Here is a 16,406-nt window from a genome sequence, read left to right as displayed (position 1 = left end):
CGTGACCGCCGGCCGGCCCCCGGGCCGTCGTGCGAAGCTCACATGCGGTGGAGCGGAAGGGGCTGCCGACTACTCGGGGCCCGCGGCTCCGGACGAACCGACGAGTGCCTCGCGGCCGTCGGCCGGCTTCCGCGAGGCTCCGGTGGAGCGGCCGCTCCCCGAACGCGCGTCGAGGTACGCCCTGAGCCTGCGTTCGACGGGGTCCTCGTAGAAACGGTGTGCCAGCCAGCCGACGAGCAGGGAGACCACGAGGCTCACGGCTCCCCACAGCCAGTGCGAGTTCACCGGGGTCACCGGGTCGAGGAAGAAGTCCACCATCTCCTTGTCCGGGTACACCATGGCGGCGACGGTGAAGATCACGGTGAAGTGGAACAGGTAGACACCCATGGAGATCTTGCCGAGCGAGACCAGCGCGGGCCGGGCCCACAGCGAGGAGCGGCCGTCGATCTCGCGCTGGGTGTAGGCGGCGAGCAGCAGGGCGTACAGCGGGGCCATGACGAGGTCCAGCGGGTCGTGCGGCACGGCACTGCGGATCGAGGCGCCGGCGAGCAGCCACATGACACCGAGGGCGACGGCGATGACCGCGGTGACCTGGCCGACGGTGAAGCGGATGCGCAGGCCGCGCCGCATGGCCGCCGCCATCAGCACGCCGAACAGGAACTCGTGGATGCGGCCCGGGGGCGAGTAGATGCCGAAGGTCAGCCCGTCGGCGTCGTCCAGGGCGAGCGGCTCGCTGGGCGGGTAGGCGAACCACAGCGCGATCCGCAGCACCCAGCCGTAGGCGAGGGTCAGGACCGCGAGCCAGGCGAGCTGGCGGAGGCTGCGCCGCAGCGCGTAGCGGCCGACCCACAGGAAGATCGCGTAGAAGAAGACGACGCAGGACAGCATCCAGGTCACGGGGTTGGTCGTCTCCAGGACCACCCCGGGTATCCACGCCTGTACGAAGAAGACGCTGGCGAAGGCCGCGCCGATCATGTGCCCGGCGTCGGTCCCCGGGGCGGCGAGGGCGAAGCCGAGGGGCAGCGCGACGGCGATCACCAGGGTGGGCCAGATCCGGGCCATGCGGCGGCCCATGAACCACCCGAGGGTGTCGTTGCCCCGGAAGCTCCAGGTGAGCGCGAAGCCGGAGAGCACCAGGAAGAACGTACCGCCGGACCCGGCGAGCCCGAGGACGTCGTTGACGTGCGGCACCGGCATCATCACCGCGAGGTGGGAGATGAACACGGTGATGGACATCAGGAACCGCAGGCCCGTGAGGGACCGGACGTTCCGCAGCGGCGGTGGTTCCAGCTCTGCGTTGACGGACTTGGCCATATTCGCCTCACTGAAGATTCGGGACCGACCCGTCGACCGTCCCAGTGCGGCGCAAAGTCCCCATCAACCCCCGGAAAACCAGCCGCGCGACCGGTTCCGGCAGCGCGGACAGCGCAGCCCGCGGCCGGTGCCGCGGACTGCGCTGCGTGGTGCGGTGAACGGTGCGGTGGGCGGGGGCGCGGTGCCGGTTCAGTCGATGCCGCGGACGATGTGCCGCTCCCCGGGGTCTTCCTCCACGCCGGCGAGGACGAGCGGCGGCGCCGCCGACCGGTCCCGTTCGAGCTGCTGCTCCTCCGCTTCCTCGTGCATGGCTCCTCCTGACTGCTGGGGTTCGGGGACGGACCCGGGCTACGGCCGGCCGGCCGCCGCGCTCAGGGCGGCCGCGCGGTCCGTCCGCTCCCAGGTGAAGTCCGCGAGTTCGCGCCCGAAGTGACCGTAGGCGGCGGTCTGCGCGTAGATGGGCCGCAGCAGGTCCAGGTCGCGGATGACGGCGGCCGGGCGCAGGTCGAAGACCTCGCCGATCGCCCGCTGGAGGACGTCGACGGGAACGGTGCCGGTCCCGAAGGTCTCCACGAACAGGCCCACCGGCTCCGCCTTGCCGATGGCGTAGGCGACCTGGACCTCGCAGCGCCGCGCGAGGCCCGCCGCGACGACGTTCTTCGCCACCCAGCGCATCGCGTACGCGGCGGAGCGGTCCACCTTGGAGGGGTCCTTGCCGGAGAACGCCCCGCCGCCGTGCCGGGCCATGCCGCCGTACGTATCGATGATGATCTTGCGGCCGGTCAGGCCCGCGTCGCCCATCGGACCGCCGATCTCGAACCGGCCCGTCGGGTTGACCAGGAGGCGGTAGTCGTCCGTCTCCACCTTGATGCCGTCGCCGGCCAGCTGGGACAGGACGTGCTCGACGACGTGTTCGCGCACGTCCGGGGTGAGCAGCGCCTCCAGGTCGACCCCGGCGGCGTGCTGGGTGGAGACGACCACCGTGTCCAGGCGGACTGCCCGGTCGCCGTCGTACTCGACGGTCACCTGGGTCTTGCCGTCGGGGCGCAGGTAGGGAACGGTGCCGTCGCGGCGCACCTGGGCCAGGCGGCGGGAGAGCCGGTGGGCCAGCTCGATCGGCAGCGGCATCAGGTTCGGGGTCTCGTCGCTCGCGTAGCCGAACATCAGACCCTGGTCGCCGGCGCCCCCGGTGTCCACGCCCTGGGCGATGTCCGGCGACTGGGCGCCGATCGACACCGACACCCCGCAGGAGGCGCCGTCGAAGCCCTTGGCCGAGGAGTCGTAGCCGATCTCCAGGACGGTCTCGCGCACCAGGGCGGCGATGTCGGCGTACGCGGTCGTGGTGACCTCGCCCGCGACGTGCACCTGCCCGGTGGTGATCAGTGTCTCGACCGCGACGCGTGCCGCCGGGTCCTGGCGCAGCAGCGCGTCGAGGATCGTGTCGCTGATCCGGTCGGCGATCTTGTCGGGGTGTCCCTCGGTCACCGACTCCGAGGTGAACAGTCGTTTGTCCATCATCAACTCCGTTGCAGCTAGCACGAGACAGCACGAGGAGGGCGGAAGGAAGGGGGCGGGGAGCGCAGACAGAAGGCGGGGACCGGTCAGTCGTCGGCGTAGAAGCGCGCCCACAGGTCCTGTTCCTCGGGGGACGGGGAGGTGCGGGCCGGCAGCCGCTCGGGGTGCCCCTCGGGCGGGGCGTCGAGGATCCGCGGCCGCGCGCCGCCGCCGGTGGCGTCGACCGCCTGGTCCGCGTCGCCCGCGTCTCCCGCGTCATGGTCGTCGTACTCGTCGTCGGGCGGGACGTAGACCCACATGGAGCCCGCCGCCCGCAGCCCCTCGTAGACGACCCGGCCGAGGCGGCCCGCGCAGAAGAGGACGCCTCTCGCCAGGACGACGACGATCCCCGGCCGCCGGCCGTGCCCGGCTCCCCGCTTCCCGTCCGCCACCGTGTGCCCGCCTTCCGCGCTATTCGGGGATGATCACTTCGCGTACGGCGGTCCCGGTGCCCGCGCCGACGGCCGGCTCCGTCGGGGCGAGGTAGCGCATCTCCTCGGGCGCCTCGTCCAGGAGCCAGGCGGACATGGCCTTCAGCTCGGGGATGCCGGGGAACATGAACCGCCGGTTCCTGTCCTCCACCCCGATGCCGCGCATGATGCCGGGCGATGCCTCGATGGCCGCCATGAGTTTGCGGCCGGCCACGGCGGCGGGCAGCTCCCCGCGGTCGACCGCGTCGCACAGGACCACCATCTCGTCGAAGACGGCCTTGTACTCGGGCTGGTCGGGCAGGAGCAGGCCGGGGAACTCGACGTCCTCCATGTCCTTGAAGACCTGGTCGTCGCCGGTCGCGCGGTACCGCTCGATGTAGCGGTCGAAGCGCAGGTTGATGGGTACCTCGGCGGCGGCCCACACCCGGTAGACGGCGTTCCACAGCTCGTAGTCGGAGAACCCGATGAACGAGGCGTTGACCAGGGCGTCGTTGTACTTGATGAGGCCCTTCTGGAGGGTGTCGACGTAGCGGAAGCGCGCCACGTCGAAGTCGTCCTCGCGCAGCGCGTCCAGGAGGCGCCAGGCGAAGGCGTTGATGAGTTCGGTGGTGTTGGTCAGGCCGCGGGAGTACAGCGGGTCGAGGAAGCCGGCCGCGTGCGACATCAGGCACCAGCGGTGGCCGACGGTCTCCTTGGAGGTGTACTGGAGGCGGCCGGTGGAGGTCCAGGGCCGGACGGTCACCGCGTCGGCGAAGATCCGCTCCACGGCGGGGAACCGCTTGATGAACTGCCGGAACTCCTCCTCGGGCGTGACGCCCTCGGGCTTGGGGTAGAGCCGCTCGTCGAAGGTGAGGCCGACGCTCACCAGCGGGTTCTTCGACCGGGGTTCGTTGTTGAACGGGATGGACCAGATCCAGCCCCGCTCGAACATGTGGTGCATGGTGCCCTCGACCCACGGGATGGGCGGCAGGTCCTCCGGCTCCATGCGCAGCACGTCGTCGGTGGGCTTCACACCGATCATGTGCGTGAACATGGAGCGCGAGTGGTGTTTGAGGGCGTCGGGGCCCTCGCGCAGGCCGAGCTTGTCGGCGACCGGGGAGCGGAAGCCGCTGCCGTCGACGAGGTAGCGGGCCGTGAACCGTTCGCCGCGCGCGTCGGAGACGGCGACCTCGTCCTCGCCCAGCTCGATGTCGGCCACCCGGAAGCCCTGGCGCACGGAGCAGCCGTACTTGATCGCGGTGTGGAAGAGGAAGGCGTCGGTGTCCTGCCGGAACAGGTGGCCGGTCTGGAGCGCCTTCGACGGCGGGCTGAACTGGTTGACCTCCAGCGGGTCCGGCTCCTCGCCCTCCTTGTGCAGCATGAAGCCGAAGTGCTTCTTGACGCCGGACGTCGGTCCGATGTTCTCCAGTCCCGACTCGTAGGACGTCAGGTACTCCAGCTCGGGGATGCCGTACCGCTCGGCGAGCTGGCGGTAGCCCTTGAGGGTGTACAGCGTCGTGGACTCGCCCACGGCGAACTTCGGGTGGACCGCGGCGTCGATGAGCAGGACCCGCGTGCCGTGGTTGGCCAGGATGGCACCGAGGGTCGAGCCGGCGCTGGCCGCGCCGAGGATGATGACGTCGTAGTCGTGGAGGCCCGTGGGGGCCGTACCGGTTTCGCTCATGTCACTCGCTCCTCGTTCCTCGGGTCACTTGGCGTGGGCGGCGGTGGCGGCCGGCGCGGAGATCTGCGCGACGACCTCGCCGGTGTCGAACACGTTCCAGTCGCGTACGACCTTGCCGCCGCGGATCTCCCAGATGACGATTCCGGAGACCTTGATCCAGCGGTCCGACGCCGGGACGCCCCGGTAGGTGCCGGTGTGCCGGGCGGTCGTGGTGTAGTGGGTCACGACGTGCGAGCCGTCGGTGATGATCAGGTCCAGGTCGACGCCGATGTCGGAGAAGGCGCTGTGCACGGCGCGGACGCTGCGCCGCGGCCCGTCCGGGCCCACCGTCCGGCCGTTGAGCACGAAGTCGGCGGCGAAGACCTCGTCGGCGATGGTGACGTCGCCGCCGGCCCAGGCCCGGCCGAACCAGTGCTGGGCGAGCCGCGCGTGGGCGTCCGGGCCGGCCGGGGCGTTCACCGCTTGGTCCCGGTGACGACGACGAAGGTGCCGAACATCAGGAAGGTGCCCTCGGCGTCCCGGCGCAGCAGTTCCTCGCCCCAGGCGCGGGCGGCGGCGGCGTCGACGACGCCCTGGGCGCCGGCCACCGCCGCCGCCTTGCCGATCCAGGTGAGGGAGTGGGCGGCGGCCAGGCTGGTGAGCACGACCGGCTGGAGCCGCACGGTGACGTCCGCGGCACCGGCGGCGGTGAGCAGTCCGCGCAGCCGGCGCGCGGCCCACGGGTTGGGGACGTGGTCGCTCCACCAGTTCATGACGGTGCGGGTCAGCCGGTGGTCGCTCAGGTCGGGGGCCCACAGGCCGTGGTCGGGGTCGGTGATCAGGATCTGTCCGCCGGGCTTGACGACCCGGACCATCTCGGCGACGGCCGCGGCGGGGTCGGGCACGTGCTCGATGACGCGCTCGGCGCGGGCCGCGTCGAAGGTGGCGTCGGCGAACGGCAGGGCGTCGGCCTGTCCGTGCAGGAACTCGGTGGGGGCGGCGCCGGGCGCGGCGGGGACGGCGCGTTCGATCTGCTCCGCGCTGGAGTCGAGACCGACGACCCGGCCGGTGGGGCCCACCCGCTCGGCGATCGCCCGTACGTCGTTGCCCGTGCCGCAGCCGACGTCCAGCACGTGGCTGCCGGCGGTCACCCGGAGCATCCGGTCGAGTTCCTCCTTGACCGACGCCAGCTCGATCGCCGCCCGGTCGAGGAACTCTTTGGCGTCGTCCGCCTTCCGCCACACGTCGGCGGGCTTGACCTGGCCAGGGACAGTGGTCATCGATCGGCTCTCCAAAGGTGTGTCCGGGTGGGTCGGTAGTGCCCGCCGGAGGGCGGTGACCGCCGGCGCGGCGCGGCGCCGTCGGCCGCGGTACGTCTGTCTCGTACGTCCGTGCGGTTCGTCCGTGCGGTAGGTCCGTGCGGTACGTCCGTGTCGTACGTCCATGTCGCACATCCGTGCGATACGTCCGTGCGGCCCGGTTGCGACGGCTCCTCGACGGTAGGCAGGGCCGATTAAGCGGTGCGAAAGCACGGTGACGGGCGGCCGTGAACCGGCCCGGGAGCCGGGGCGCCCCGGCTCTCACGGCGCGAGGGCGGCGGCCCGCGGCGCGAACGCCGCGACGACGGTCTCCGCGACGCGGTGCACCTGGTGGTCGAGGTAGAAGTGGCCGCCGTCGAAGACCCGCAGGGTGCCGCCCGCGGTGGTGTGCCCGGCCCACGCGGCGGCGTCGTCGCGGGAGACGATCGGGTCCTCGGTGCCGACGAGCGCGGTCACCGGGGCGCCGATCCGGGCGCCGGGCTCGACCCGGTAGTGCTCGACGGCCCGGTAGTCGGCGCGGACGGCGGGCAGCGGCAGGCCGCGGACCTCGGCCGCCGACAGTCCGCCCCGGTCGGCCCCGGCCAGGGCGCGGAGTTCGGCGACGAGCGTCTCGTCGTCGGCGAGGTGTGCCGTGGGCCGGCGCAGCACCGAGGGCGCGCACACGGCGGAGGCGAAGAGCCGTGCGGGCCCGGTCTCCCCCGCCGCCTCGAACCGCCGGGCGACCTCGAAGGCGACCAGCGCGCCGAGGCTGTGCCCGAAGAAGGCGAAGGGGCCGGACAGGGCCGGGGCCAGTGCCGCGAACGCCTCGTCCGCGAGCCGGCCGACGCTCTCCAGCGGGGCCTCGCCGCGTCGCTCCTGCCGTCCGGGGTACTGCACCGCGACCGTCTCCAGGTGCGGCGACAGCGCGACCGCCAGGGGCCGGAAGTAGCCGGCGGAGCCGCCGGCGTGCGGGAAGCACACCAGCCGCGGGCGTCCGGCGGGCGTGCTGACGAGCCGTCGTATCCAAGGGGTCTGGGCAGGGGTGTGCGCCGACATCGTGGTGCCTCCGGTCGGGACGGCATGGGTCGCCGGTCCATGGATGGGGCGGGGTGACGCGGAGCAGCGTAGGCAGCGCGGCCGCTGTCGGGGAACGGCCGTCGGGCGCGGCTTCATCCCGCGTCGAACTGCCGCTTCATCGCCGCTTTACCGGTCCGGCCCAAGATCGACCGGACTCCGGTTCCGCGCCCGCGCGCGGGCGTTCGGGGTTGCGCACGGGTACGACTAGACGATTTGATAGCTCACGAACTGTTGGGCACATGCGCCTCTGTCCCACGACGCCGTTGAGGAACACCCATGTCGTTACGTAAGTCCTTGATCTCGCTGCGCGTCCTCGCGCTGCTCCAGTCCGTCCTGATGCTCGCTCAGACCGCCCTGGCGGGCGGCTTCCTCGGCGGCCACTTCGACATGCTGCGGATGCACGGCCTGCTCGGCCGCGGCATCGTGGTCGTCGCCCTGCTGATGGCGGTGGCGGCGTTCCTCGTCCGCCGCTCCGGTGGCCCGAAGACGGTGTTCCCGGCCTCCCTGGTGGTGCTGCTCGCGCTCATCGGCCAGATGATGCTGGGCCTGAACCGCAGTGTCGCCTCGCACGTCCTGCTCGGCGTCATCCTGGTCTCGGCCGTCGCCGTGCTGTCGCAGCGCGCGATGACCACTCCCCTGCCGGCCGCCCGCACCGCCGCGCCCGTGCGGGAGAAGGCCCCGTCCACGGAGCTGGTCCCGTGAGGCGGCGCGCCTTCCTGGGGGCGGGCGGCGCGGTCCTCGGCGTGGGCGCCGTCACCGCGGCGGGCTGGCCGGCGCTGAGCGACTGGGCCGCCGAAGGACGTCCCGGCCGGCTGCTCACCAGCGCCGTCGAACCGCCGAAGCGCTATCAGGTCCCGCTGCCGGTGCCGCCGGTCCTCGAACCGGTGTCGTCCAGCGGCTCCACGGACACCTACGAGATCACCCAGCGCGCCGCCGAACTGGACATCCTGCCCGGCCTGAAGACAAGGGCGTGGACCTACGGCGGCACCTTCCCGGGCCCCACCCTCGTCTCGCGCTCCGGCCGCCGCACCGTGGTCAGGCACCGCAACGACCTGGACCGGCCCGCCGTGGTCCACCTGCACGGCGGTCACACCCCGGCGGCGAGCGACGGCTATCCGACGTCGCTGATCCTCCCGGCGGACGGTTCCTACGACGCCCACCGGGCCGCGATGGACATGTCCGGCGGCGACCACGGCATGGCCATGGACCACGGCGCGATGGACCTGGCCGAGGGGACGCGCAGCTACACGTACCCGTTCGACCAGCGGGCCGCCACGCTCTGGTACCACGACCACCGCATGGGATACACCGGCGCGGCGGTCTGGATGGGCCTGGCCGGCTTCCACCTGGTCCACGACGACGAGGAGGAGCGGCTGCCGCTGCCCCGGGGCGAGCGGGACATCCCGCTGATGATCGCGGACCGCTCCTTCACCGCGGACGGGCAGTTCCGCTACCCCTGGATCGATCCGGAGCTGCACACGCCCGGGGTCACCGACGCCTACATGAACGGCGTCCTCGGCGACGTCGTCCTGGTCAACGGGGCACCCTGGCCGGTCCTGGAGACGGAACGGCTGCGCTACCGGCTGCGGTTCCTGAACGCCTCCAACGCCCGCCTGTACAAGCTGGAACTGGACCCGCAGCCGCCCGGCGGCGACGCGTTCACGCAGATCGGCAGCGACGGCGGCCTCCTCGACCGGCCGCGCGGCCACGACGCCCTGGAGCTGGCCCCGGCCGAACGTTTCGACGTCGTCGTCGACTTCGCCCGCTACCGCCCCGGCACGCGGGTGCGCCTTCTCAACCGTTTCGGGGACGGCTCCACCGCGGAGGTCATGCGCTTCGACGTCGGCTCGGGGTCACCGAAGGACGACACGCGCGTACCGGAGAGGCTCTCCGAGGTGGCCCGGCTCGATCCGCACGGCGCCGTCGTCACCCGCGACTTCCACTTCCGCGGCTCCACCGCGGGGTGGACGATCAACGGCAAGGAGTACGAGCCGGGCCGCGCGCTGGCCAGGCCCCGGCTCGGCCGGACGGAGGTGTGGCGCTTCACCACCAACTTCCACCACCCGGTCCACCTGCACCTGGACCACTTCCAGGTGGTCTCCCGCAACAACCGCGCCCCGGGGGCGTACGACCACGGCTGGAAGGACACGGTCGATCTGCGTCCGGCCGAGGCCGTCGAGATCGTCACCCGGTTCACCGACTACACCGGCGCGTTCATGATCCACTGCCACAACCTGGAGCACGAGGACATGGCGATGATGGGCGACTTCGTCACCGAGTGAGCCGGCCGGACGACCGGCGGGCCGGGCGCCCGCGACACCTCGACCGTGTCGCGGGCACCCGGCCCGCCCGCGTTTTTTCACCCGCTTGAGGGGCGCTTCACAGCCGTCGGCTGAGATGCGGCACAGGAACCAGGGCGCGCGAGCGCGCCGGTACGTGCCGTCGAGGTGAGGACCCCATGCCGACGTCGTCGTCGAAGACCGCTCAGTCGGGCCGGACGTTGGACCGGATCTTCTCCAGCAGCGTGCTCAGCTGGGCCACGTCGGTGTCGCTGAGCCCGCGCAGCATCCGCTCCTGGCTGCGCAGGGCGACGGACTCGATCTCCGCGTACCGCGCGGTGCCCTCGTCGGTCAGGGCGACCACGGCCGTCCTGCGGTCGGCGCCGTCACGGGTACGGGTCACCAGCCCGCGCCGCTCCATCGTCTCCAGGTGCCGGGAGAGCGTCGGCCCCTCGATGCTGAGGTACTGCGCGAGGGTGCGCTGGATCATGGAGCCTTCCAGCTTCAGCGTCGCGAGGATCGTCCACGTCGCGAAGGTGACCCCGGACTTGCCGAGCTCGTCCTCGAAGAAGCCGCGCGACTCCTTGGCCGCCAGCCGCAGCTTGGGGGCGATGCTTTTCCGTAGCCAGACGGGACCCACGTCGTCCTGGGCCCGTGCCTGTTCGGCCTCTTGCTTGGGCACCCGCACCTCCGCTCACTGCCTGGTCACCACAGTATCCCCTGCCGCCGAAGCGGCGGGCAAAGCCGGTTGACCCTCCGGTAAAACGTTCGTTAGGGTACTAACTATTTGCTCGTCAGGCAACCTGCGGGAGCCCTTCGTGAGTGAACTCAAGTCAGGCACCGCGGCCCCGACCTCCCCGGCCGACCCACCGCCGCCGCCCTCGCGACGCGCCTGGCTCGGACTGGCCGTCATTCTGCTGGCCGCCTTCATGGAACTGCTCGACGTCACCGTCGTCACCGTCGCGTCCCCCGAGATCCAGACCTCCTTCCACGCCGGCTACGCCGAGGTGCAGTGGATGCTCGCGGGCTACCAACTCACCTTCGCGGCCGGGCTGGTGGCCGGCGGCCGGCTCGGCGACATCTTCGGCTGCCGCCGGGTCTTCGTCTGGGGGGTGCTGGCGTTCGCCGCGGCCTCCCTGCTCTGCGGCACCGCCACCGGCTCCACCCAGATCGTGGTGTACCGGCTCCTCCAGGGCCTCGCGGCGGCGCTGATGTTCCCGCAGGTCCAGGCGATCATCCACGTCACGTTCACGGGGAAGCACCGCGCGGCGGCGTTCGGCGCGCTCGGCGGCGTCACCGGTCTCGCCGGCATCGCCGGACCGCTGGTCGGCGGTGCGCTGGTCGACCTCGACCTGTTCGGCTCCGGCTGGCGGATGATCTTCCTGATCAACGTGCCCATCGGGGTGCTCGCCGCGGTCGGCGCGACGCTGCTGGTGACGGAGCGGCGCTCGCCCCAGCGCCCCGGCCTGGACCCGGTGGGCACGCTGCTCGGCACCGCCGCGGTGGCCCTGGTGACCTTCCCCCTGATCCAGGGCCGGGACGCCGGGTGGTCCTGGTGGATCTGGACGATGCTGGCGCTCGCCGTGCCGGTCCTCGGGCTGTTCCTGCTGCACCAGCGGTCGCTGGAGCGGCGGGGCGGCTCGCCGGTCGTCGACCTGGCCCTGTTCCGGGGCGGCTCCTTCGGGACCGGTCTGGTCGTCCAGTTCATGAGCTTCGCGGGCATCTCCGCGTTCTTCCTGGTGCTCGCCGTCGAACTGCAGGCCGGCTACGAGTGGTCCGCGCTCCGCACGGGGCTGGCCTTCCTGCCCATCGCGCTCGGCACGGGGCTGGCCTCCGGCATCGCCATCCCGCTCATGCCCCGGTTCGGCAAGCGCCTGGTGCAGGCCGGGGCCGCCGTGATGGCGCTCGGCATGGTGGCGCTGATGGCCACCCTCGACGCCTACCCGACCGACCTGTCCTTCTGGCGGCTCGCGCCCGCCGGTCTCGTGGTCGGCCTCGGACTCGGTCTGATCGTCACCACCGTCAACGACGTCGTGCTCGCCGAGGCGGTCGGCCCGAGCGCCGGCTCGGCGGCCGGCGTCAAGGCCATGGTGGGCCAGTCCGGCAACGCGGTCGGCGTCGCGGTGCTCGGCGCCCTCTTCTTCGGCCTGCTGAGCGGCAACGCACAGGCCCAGGCACAGCACGAGGTACCGCGTCTGGACGCCGGGCTGAGGCAGCTGTCGGTGTCCGCGCACGACGCCCGGGAGCTGGAGCGCTCCCTGGTCGACTGCTTCACCGCCCAGGCGCGCACCGACGACCGCGGCGCGCCGGTGCCCCGGTGCGTCGCGCTCGACGAACAGGCCCGGCGGACCGGGGACCCCGCCGTGCCACGCCTGGTGCACGCGTCCCTTCGGACGGCGCGGGAGCAGCACTTCTCGGACTCGATGAGGACCAGCCTGCGCTACGAGGTCGTCGTCTACGGCCTGGTGTTCCTGCTCGTCTTCCTGCTCCCGCTCCGCCGGATCAAGGCCGGGTCCGGGCGCTGACCCGGACCGCACTCATGGAAGGAAGCACTCCCGATGAACGACACAGCACTGCCCGGCGCCTTCGCCGGAAAGACGGCCCTGGTCACCGGCGGCGGCAGCGGCATCGGCGCCGCCACCGCGCTCCTCCTCGCCCGTGAGGGCGCGGCCGTGGCGGTCAACTACCGGTCGGACGAGGAGTCCGCGCGCCGGGTGGTCGAGGAGATCGAGGCCGGCGGCGGCACCGCGGTGGCGCTGCGGGCCGACGTCACCCGCGCCGAGGAGACCGACCGGCTCGCCGCCCTGGCGCAGGAGAGACTCGGGCCGGTCGACATCCTGATCGCCAACGCCGCCGGCGTCGACGCCAGGACCGCCCGTCCCGGCCCGCTCCTCAAGGCCCCCCGCACCCAGGCCCCGCACGTGGTGCAGGCGCAGCTGGCGGCGTTCCTCAACCCGGTGCACGCGCTGGTTCCGGGGATGGTCGACCGCGGTGCCGGCGGTGCCGTGGTGGCCGTCGGCGCGACCCTCGCCCGGCGCTCGCCGGAGGGGTTCGGGGCGCTCTCCATGGCGAAGGCGGCGCTGGAGGCCGCGGCCCGCACCCTCGCCCGCGAGGTGGGTCCCGCCGGCGTGCGGGTCAACCTGGTCGCGCCGGGCCTCATCCTCAGCTCGGCGGCGTCGGACGTGCCGGAGCACGTCCGCAAGGCCAACGCGGACCGGACCGCCGTGAAGCGCAACGGGACGCCCGAGGACGTCGCGGAGGCCATCGCGTTCCTCGCGTCGCAGCGCTCGTCGTACCTGACCGGCAGCCACCTCCTGGTGGACGGGGGCACCGCGATGCTCTGACCGGCACATCCTCGAAACTCGCGCGAAATACGGGTGCGGCCCGGGACATGCTCGTGTCCCGGGCCGCACCGTTTCTCCCGGCCCGCCGGCTTAGGGCGGACGCGGTTCGTCCGAGAGGTTGATGCCGACCCCAGCCGGGCTCTGGTAGCTTCAAGCCATCGAAGAGCGAAATACCTAGTTCCTGTGGTCAGCGCGCAATGAGCGGGGCGGACTCCTTTCCCATCCCCTCGGACATTCAATACGCCTCTCGACATACGCCTCTCGATATGAAGCAGGAAGAGAAGCCCCGATGGCACAGCAAGCCACCGCGCCCGAAGTGGACGGCATTATCGACCAGCGGCAGCTACGCGCGATATTCGGGCGTTTCGCGACCGGCGTGACGGTCATTACGGCGAATTACTCCGGAGAGCTTTTCGGAGTCACCGTGAACTCGTTCACGTCCCTGTCGCTCGACCCCCCGCTGGTCCTGTTCTGCCTGCACGACCGGTCGTCGTTCCGGGCCGCCCTCGACGTCGGCTCGTCGTTCACCGTGAACATCCTGTCCGAGGAGCAGCGCGGCATCGCCGGCCTCTTCGCCTCCGGAGTCGACCGGTTCCTCAAGGTCAACTCCCTGCCGGGCCTGGGCGGCAGCCCTGTGCTCACCAACTCCCTGGCGTACGTCACCTGTGAGGTGGCGCAGCAGATCCCCGGCGGCGACCACGTGATCGTCGTGGGCCGGGTCATCGACACCGGTCTGCTGCGACGCGACGGGCGACCGCTCGGATTCTTCGCCGGAGCCATGCACAAGCTGCAGCCGTACCAATAGTCGCCGCCGATCCGCAACGGGGGATTCGTCAACGTGCGTTTCAAGCTTCTGGGACAATTGCAAGTGCACGACGGGGATCGAATACTCACCCCACAGGCACATAAGCTCCGGGCACTTCTCGCGGCCCTTCTGGTCAATCACCACCGGGTTCTCTCCATCGAATCCCTCATCGACGAGCTCTGGCCGCAGGGCCCGCCCCGCACGGCACTCCAGGCGCTGCGCGTATATGTCTCGCAGCTCCGGAAAATGCTGCACAGCAGCAGCGCCGGCGGAGATCTCTTCCTCATCGGTGAACCTCCGGGTTACTATCTTTCCATCGGCGACGGAATGCTCGACATCGTCGAATTCGACCGGCATCGCGAACTGGCCATGGTCGCCCTGGAGAACCACGACGCGGAATCGGCGCTCCAGCATTTCTCCAAGGCGTCGAAACTGTGGCGCGGCGCCCCCCTGGTGGGGCTGCGCGAGGGAATGCTGGTGCAGAGCGCCGCGTCCCGCCTGGAGGAGTCGTGGATCGGCGTCGAGGAGGGCCGTATCTCCCTGGAGGTGCGGCTCGGCCGGCGGCGCGGCGAAGCCATCGCCCGGCTGCGGGAGCTGGTCGCGGCCAACCCCTACAACGAGCGTCTGCACGCGCTGCTGATGGTCGCCCTGTTCCTGTCGGGACGCAGTGGCGAGGCCCTGCAGGTGTACCGGTCCACACGGCAGTGCCTCGTGGACGAGCTCGGGATCGAGCCGGGTGACGATCTCCGCCTCGTGCACCGGATCGTTCTGGACTCCGACCGGGCGGCCCTGGAAAACGTCGGCATGTGGACGGCCTAACCGTGAATCGAAAGGAAATTTCCATGACCACGTCGGAAAAGACCGTGTCGGCGACCCCTGGCGCCCCTCTGGACGACGCGTTCGACATCATGCTGATCGGCTGGTCGTTCATGCGCAGCAAGCTGCTCATGACGGCCATGGACATGGGTGTGTTCGAGGCGCTCAGCAAGGAGCAGGGCACGGCGGCGCAGATAACGGAGCGCCTGGGTCTGAACGAACGCGGGGTGCCCGACTTCCTCGATTCGCTGACCGCGCTCGGGCTGCTCTCCCGCGACGCCGCCGGGGTCTACGCCAACGGCCCCGCCGCCGCCCGCAACCTGATCCCCGGCCAGCAGGGCTACGTCGGCGGCTTCCTGCGGATGACGTCGGGTTTCCTGGGCGCCGACCCGGAGTCGCTGGCCAACATGCTGCGCACCGGTGACGCCCACGGCCAGGACGCGCAGAAGGTGCCCTTCGCGCAGATCTTCCGCGACCCGGAGCGGCTGCGCCAGTTCCTCAGCGCCATGGACAGCCTCAACAGCGCGATCGGCCCGGAGCTGGCCCGGGTCTACGACTGGTCGCGGCACACGTCGTTCGTGGACATCGGCGGCGCCCGCGGCAACCTCGCCGGCACGCTGCTCCAGGCCCACCCGCACCTGCGCGGCGGGGTCTTCGACCGCCCGGTGATGAAGCCGTTCCTGGAGGAGCTGGCCGACGAGCGCGGGGTGCTCGACCGGATGACGTTCCACGGCGGTGACTTCTACCACGACGAGATCCCCGGCGCGGACGTCGTCATCTTCGGCAACGTCCTGCACGACACCCCGGTGGCCACCCGCAAGGGCCTGATCGCCCAGGCCGCCGCGCGCGTCCCGGCCGGTGGCGCCGTCATCGTCTACGACCCGATGATCGACGACGACCGCCGGGACGCCGACACCCTCCTGATGAGCCTCACGATGATGATGCAGTCCCCCGCCGGCAACGAGTACACGCCGGCGGAGTGCCGGGGCTGGATGGAGGAGGCCGGTCTGGAGGTCGAGGAGGTGCTGCGGCTCCCCGCGCACGGGACGGCCGTGGTGGGGCGCAAGCGCGCCTGACCCGTTCCGTGGACCCGATGGGCGGCCGGCCTCCCCTTCCCGGCCGCCCATCGGCATGCCACCGCCCACCGGTACGACGGGAACCCGCGACGGGAAACGAAACGGAGAGCAAGGATGGCCAGGAGCACCAAGAGCCACGTCGACCTCACCATCATGCTGGTCAGCCACGACGCCTTCCGCCGCGATCTGCGACGCCTTGAGCGGGCCGCGGCCGGCCGGGGGCCCGGCGGCGACCCGCTGGCCCGCGAGCGGGTCGCGACGGGCTGGCAGATCTTCAAGGCGCAGCTGCACATCCACCACGAGGGCGAGGACCGGGACCTGTGGCCCCGGATGGCCGCGGGCCTCGCCCACCGCCCCGGCACCCTCGCCACGCTCCGGGACCTGGAGGCCGAGCACGAGCTGCTCGATCCGCTCCTTGCCCGGGTGGACGCCGTGCTCGCCGATCCGCTCGCCCCGGCGGACCGGGCCGAGGGGGCGGTCGCCGCGCTCGCCGCGTGCCTGGAGTCGCACCTGGAGCACGAGGAGACGGAGGGCCTGCCGTACATCGAGGAGGCGCTCACCGCCGCGCAGTGGAAGGAGTTCACCGCCGTACAGCGCGAGAGTCTCGGCCCGGCCGGGGCCGCCGAACTGTTCCCCTGGCTGCTCGACGAGGCGTCCGAGGAGAACCTGCGCCGGGTACGGGAGTTCATGCCCGCGCCGATGCGGATGGCCATGAAGACCCTCTGGGCCCCCGCCTACCGCGCACGGAACACCTGGTCCGGCTGACCGCC

16 protein-coding genes are annotated in these 16,406 nt (G+C 71.6%); 8 read left to right on the top strand and 8 right to left on the bottom strand.

The features are described 5' to 3' along the window. Window positions 1-69 precede the first annotated feature (69 nt). The 7 genes from UW392_RS60360 to UW392_RS60330 all read right to left on the bottom strand — a co-directional run bounded on the left by UW392_RS60360 (window position 70) and on the right by UW392_RS60330 (window position 7,295). Window positions 70-1,314 carry an acyltransferase gene (locus UW392_RS60360; RefSeq protein ID WP_320784012.1) on the bottom strand — a complete coding sequence of 415 codons (1,245 nt, stop codon included), beginning with the start codon at window positions 1,312-1,314 and terminating at the stop codon, window positions 70-72. Window positions 1,315-1,662: 348 nt separating this feature from the next. Beyond that, window positions 1,663-2,829 carry a methionine adenosyltransferase gene (gene metK, locus UW392_RS60355; RefSeq protein ID WP_320784029.1) on the bottom strand — a complete coding sequence of 389 codons (1,167 nt, stop codon included), beginning with the start codon at window positions 2,827-2,829 and terminating at the stop codon, window positions 1,663-1,665. Between the two features lie 86 nt (window positions 2,830-2,915). Next, the gene (locus tag UW392_RS60350; protein ID WP_320784011.1) at window positions 2,916-3,260 is read right to left on the bottom strand and encodes a DUF6059 family protein; all 345 of its coding nucleotides are present in this window, start codon (window positions 3,258-3,260) and stop codon (window positions 2,916-2,918) included. A gap of 19 nt (window positions 3,261-3,279) precedes the next feature. After that, window positions 3,280-4,962, bottom strand: a complete 1,683-nt coding sequence (locus tag UW392_RS60345; protein ID WP_320784010.1) for an NAD(P)/FAD-dependent oxidoreductase — start codon at window positions 4,960-4,962, stop codon at window positions 3,280-3,282. Between the two features lie 24 nt (window positions 4,963-4,986). Further along, entirely contained in the window at window positions 4,987-5,421 is a 435-nt protein-coding gene (locus UW392_RS60340; RefSeq protein ID WP_320784009.1) for an ester cyclase, read from the bottom strand. After that, on the bottom strand, window positions 5,418-6,221 hold the full coding sequence (locus tag UW392_RS60335) for a methyltransferase domain-containing protein (RefSeq protein WP_320784008.1): 804 nt from the start codon (window positions 6,219-6,221) through the stop codon (window positions 5,418-5,420). The genes UW392_RS60340 and UW392_RS60335 overlap by 4 nt, the downstream gene beginning before the upstream one ends. A 300-nt stretch (window positions 6,222-6,521) precedes the next feature. Then, entirely contained in the window at window positions 6,522-7,295 is a 774-nt protein-coding gene (locus UW392_RS60330; protein ID WP_320784007.1) for a thioesterase II family protein, read from the bottom strand. A 297-nt stretch (window positions 7,296-7,592) separates the two neighbouring features. On the opposite strand from UW392_RS60330, the gene UW392_RS60325 reads away from it, so the two are divergent. Further along, window positions 7,593-8,018, top strand: a complete 426-nt coding sequence (locus tag UW392_RS60325) for a hypothetical protein (RefSeq protein ID WP_320784006.1) — start codon at window positions 7,593-7,595, stop codon at window positions 8,016-8,018. Continuing rightward, on the top strand, window positions 8,015-9,598 hold the full coding sequence (locus UW392_RS60320; protein WP_320784005.1) for a multicopper oxidase family protein: 1,584 nt from the start codon (window positions 8,015-8,017) through the stop codon (window positions 9,596-9,598). Before UW392_RS60325 ends, UW392_RS60320 begins: the two co-directional genes overlap by 4 nt. 202 nt (window positions 9,599-9,800) lie before the next feature. On the opposite strand, the gene UW392_RS60315 is transcribed toward UW392_RS60320, so the two are convergent. Next, the gene (locus UW392_RS60315) at window positions 9,801-10,277 is read right to left on the bottom strand and encodes a MarR family transcriptional regulator (RefSeq protein WP_320784004.1); all 477 of its coding nucleotides are present in this window, start codon (window positions 10,275-10,277) and stop codon (window positions 9,801-9,803) included. Window positions 10,278-10,413: 136 nt separating this feature from the next. On the opposite strand from UW392_RS60315, the gene UW392_RS60310 reads away from it, so the two are divergent. The 6 genes from UW392_RS60310 (at window position 10,414) to UW392_RS60285 (ending at window position 16,401) form a co-directional block, all read left to right on the top strand. Then, window positions 10,414-12,120 (top strand): MFS transporter, encoded by a 1,707-nt coding sequence (locus UW392_RS60310; protein ID WP_320784003.1) that lies wholly within the window; start codon window positions 10,414-10,416, stop codon window positions 12,118-12,120. Window positions 12,121-12,153: 33 nt separating this feature from the next. Further along, on the top strand, window positions 12,154-12,939 hold the full coding sequence (locus tag UW392_RS60305) for an SDR family NAD(P)-dependent oxidoreductase (protein WP_320784002.1): 786 nt from the start codon (window positions 12,154-12,156) through the stop codon (window positions 12,937-12,939). A 289-nt stretch (window positions 12,940-13,228) separates the two neighbouring features. Further along, window positions 13,229-13,744: a flavin reductase family protein gene (locus UW392_RS60300; RefSeq protein WP_320784001.1), complete on the top strand. Its 516-nt coding sequence runs from the start codon at window positions 13,229-13,231 to the stop codon at window positions 13,742-13,744. A 33-nt stretch (window positions 13,745-13,777) separates the two neighbouring features. Beyond that, window positions 13,778-14,563 carry an AfsR/SARP family transcriptional regulator gene (locus UW392_RS60295; protein ID WP_320784000.1) on the top strand — a complete coding sequence of 262 codons (786 nt, stop codon included), beginning with the start codon at window positions 13,778-13,780 and terminating at the stop codon, window positions 14,561-14,563. 23 nt (window positions 14,564-14,586) lie between these two features. After that, window positions 14,587-15,636 (top strand): methyltransferase, encoded by a 1,050-nt coding sequence (locus UW392_RS60290; protein WP_320783999.1) that lies wholly within the window; start codon window positions 14,587-14,589, stop codon window positions 15,634-15,636. 114 nt (window positions 15,637-15,750) lie between these two features. After that, on the top strand, window positions 15,751-16,401 hold the full coding sequence (locus UW392_RS60285) for a hemerythrin domain-containing protein (protein ID WP_320783998.1): 651 nt from the start codon (window positions 15,751-15,753) through the stop codon (window positions 16,399-16,401). Window positions 16,402-16,406 lie beyond the last annotated feature (5 nt).

It is taken from the genome of Streptomyces sp. CRN 30 (assembly GCF_034105845.1).
This window is presented reverse-complemented; position numbering and strand designations above follow the sequence as displayed.

What these genes read in the sequence shown, in the direction of transcription:
- UW392_RS60360 (WP_320784012.1), bottom strand. Translation starts at nt 1,314, where the DNA reads ATGGCCAAGTCCGTCAACGCAGAGCTGGAACCACCGCCGCTGCGGAAC.
- metK (WP_320784029.1), bottom strand. Translation starts at nt 2,829, where the DNA reads ATGGACAAACGACTGTTCACCTCGGAGTCGGTGACCGAGGGACACCCC.
- UW392_RS60345 (WP_320784010.1), bottom strand. Translation starts at nt 4,962, where the DNA reads ATGAGCGAAACCGGTACGGCCCCCACGGGCCTCCACGACTACGACGTC.
- UW392_RS60335 (WP_320784008.1), bottom strand. Translation starts at nt 6,221, where the DNA reads ATGACCACTGTCCCTGGCCAGGTCAAGCCCGCCGACGTGTGGCGGAAG.
- UW392_RS60330 (WP_320784007.1), bottom strand. Translation starts at nt 7,295, where the DNA reads ATGTCGGCGCACACCCCTGCCCAGACCCCTTGGATACGACGGCTCGTC.
- UW392_RS60325 (WP_320784006.1), top strand. Translation starts at nt 7,593, where the DNA reads ATGTCGTTACGTAAGTCCTTGATCTCGCTGCGCGTCCTCGCGCTGCTC.
- UW392_RS60305 (WP_320784002.1), top strand. Translation starts at nt 12,154, where the DNA reads ATGAACGACACAGCACTGCCCGGCGCCTTCGCCGGAAAGACGGCCCTG.
- UW392_RS60300 (WP_320784001.1), top strand. Translation starts at nt 13,229, where the DNA reads ATGGCACAGCAAGCCACCGCGCCCGAAGTGGACGGCATTATCGACCAG.
- UW392_RS60290 (WP_320783999.1), top strand. Translation starts at nt 14,587, where the DNA reads ATGACCACGTCGGAAAAGACCGTGTCGGCGACCCCTGGCGCCCCTCTG.
- UW392_RS60285 (WP_320783998.1), top strand. Translation starts at nt 15,751, where the DNA reads ATGGCCAGGAGCACCAAGAGCCACGTCGACCTCACCATCATGCTGGTC.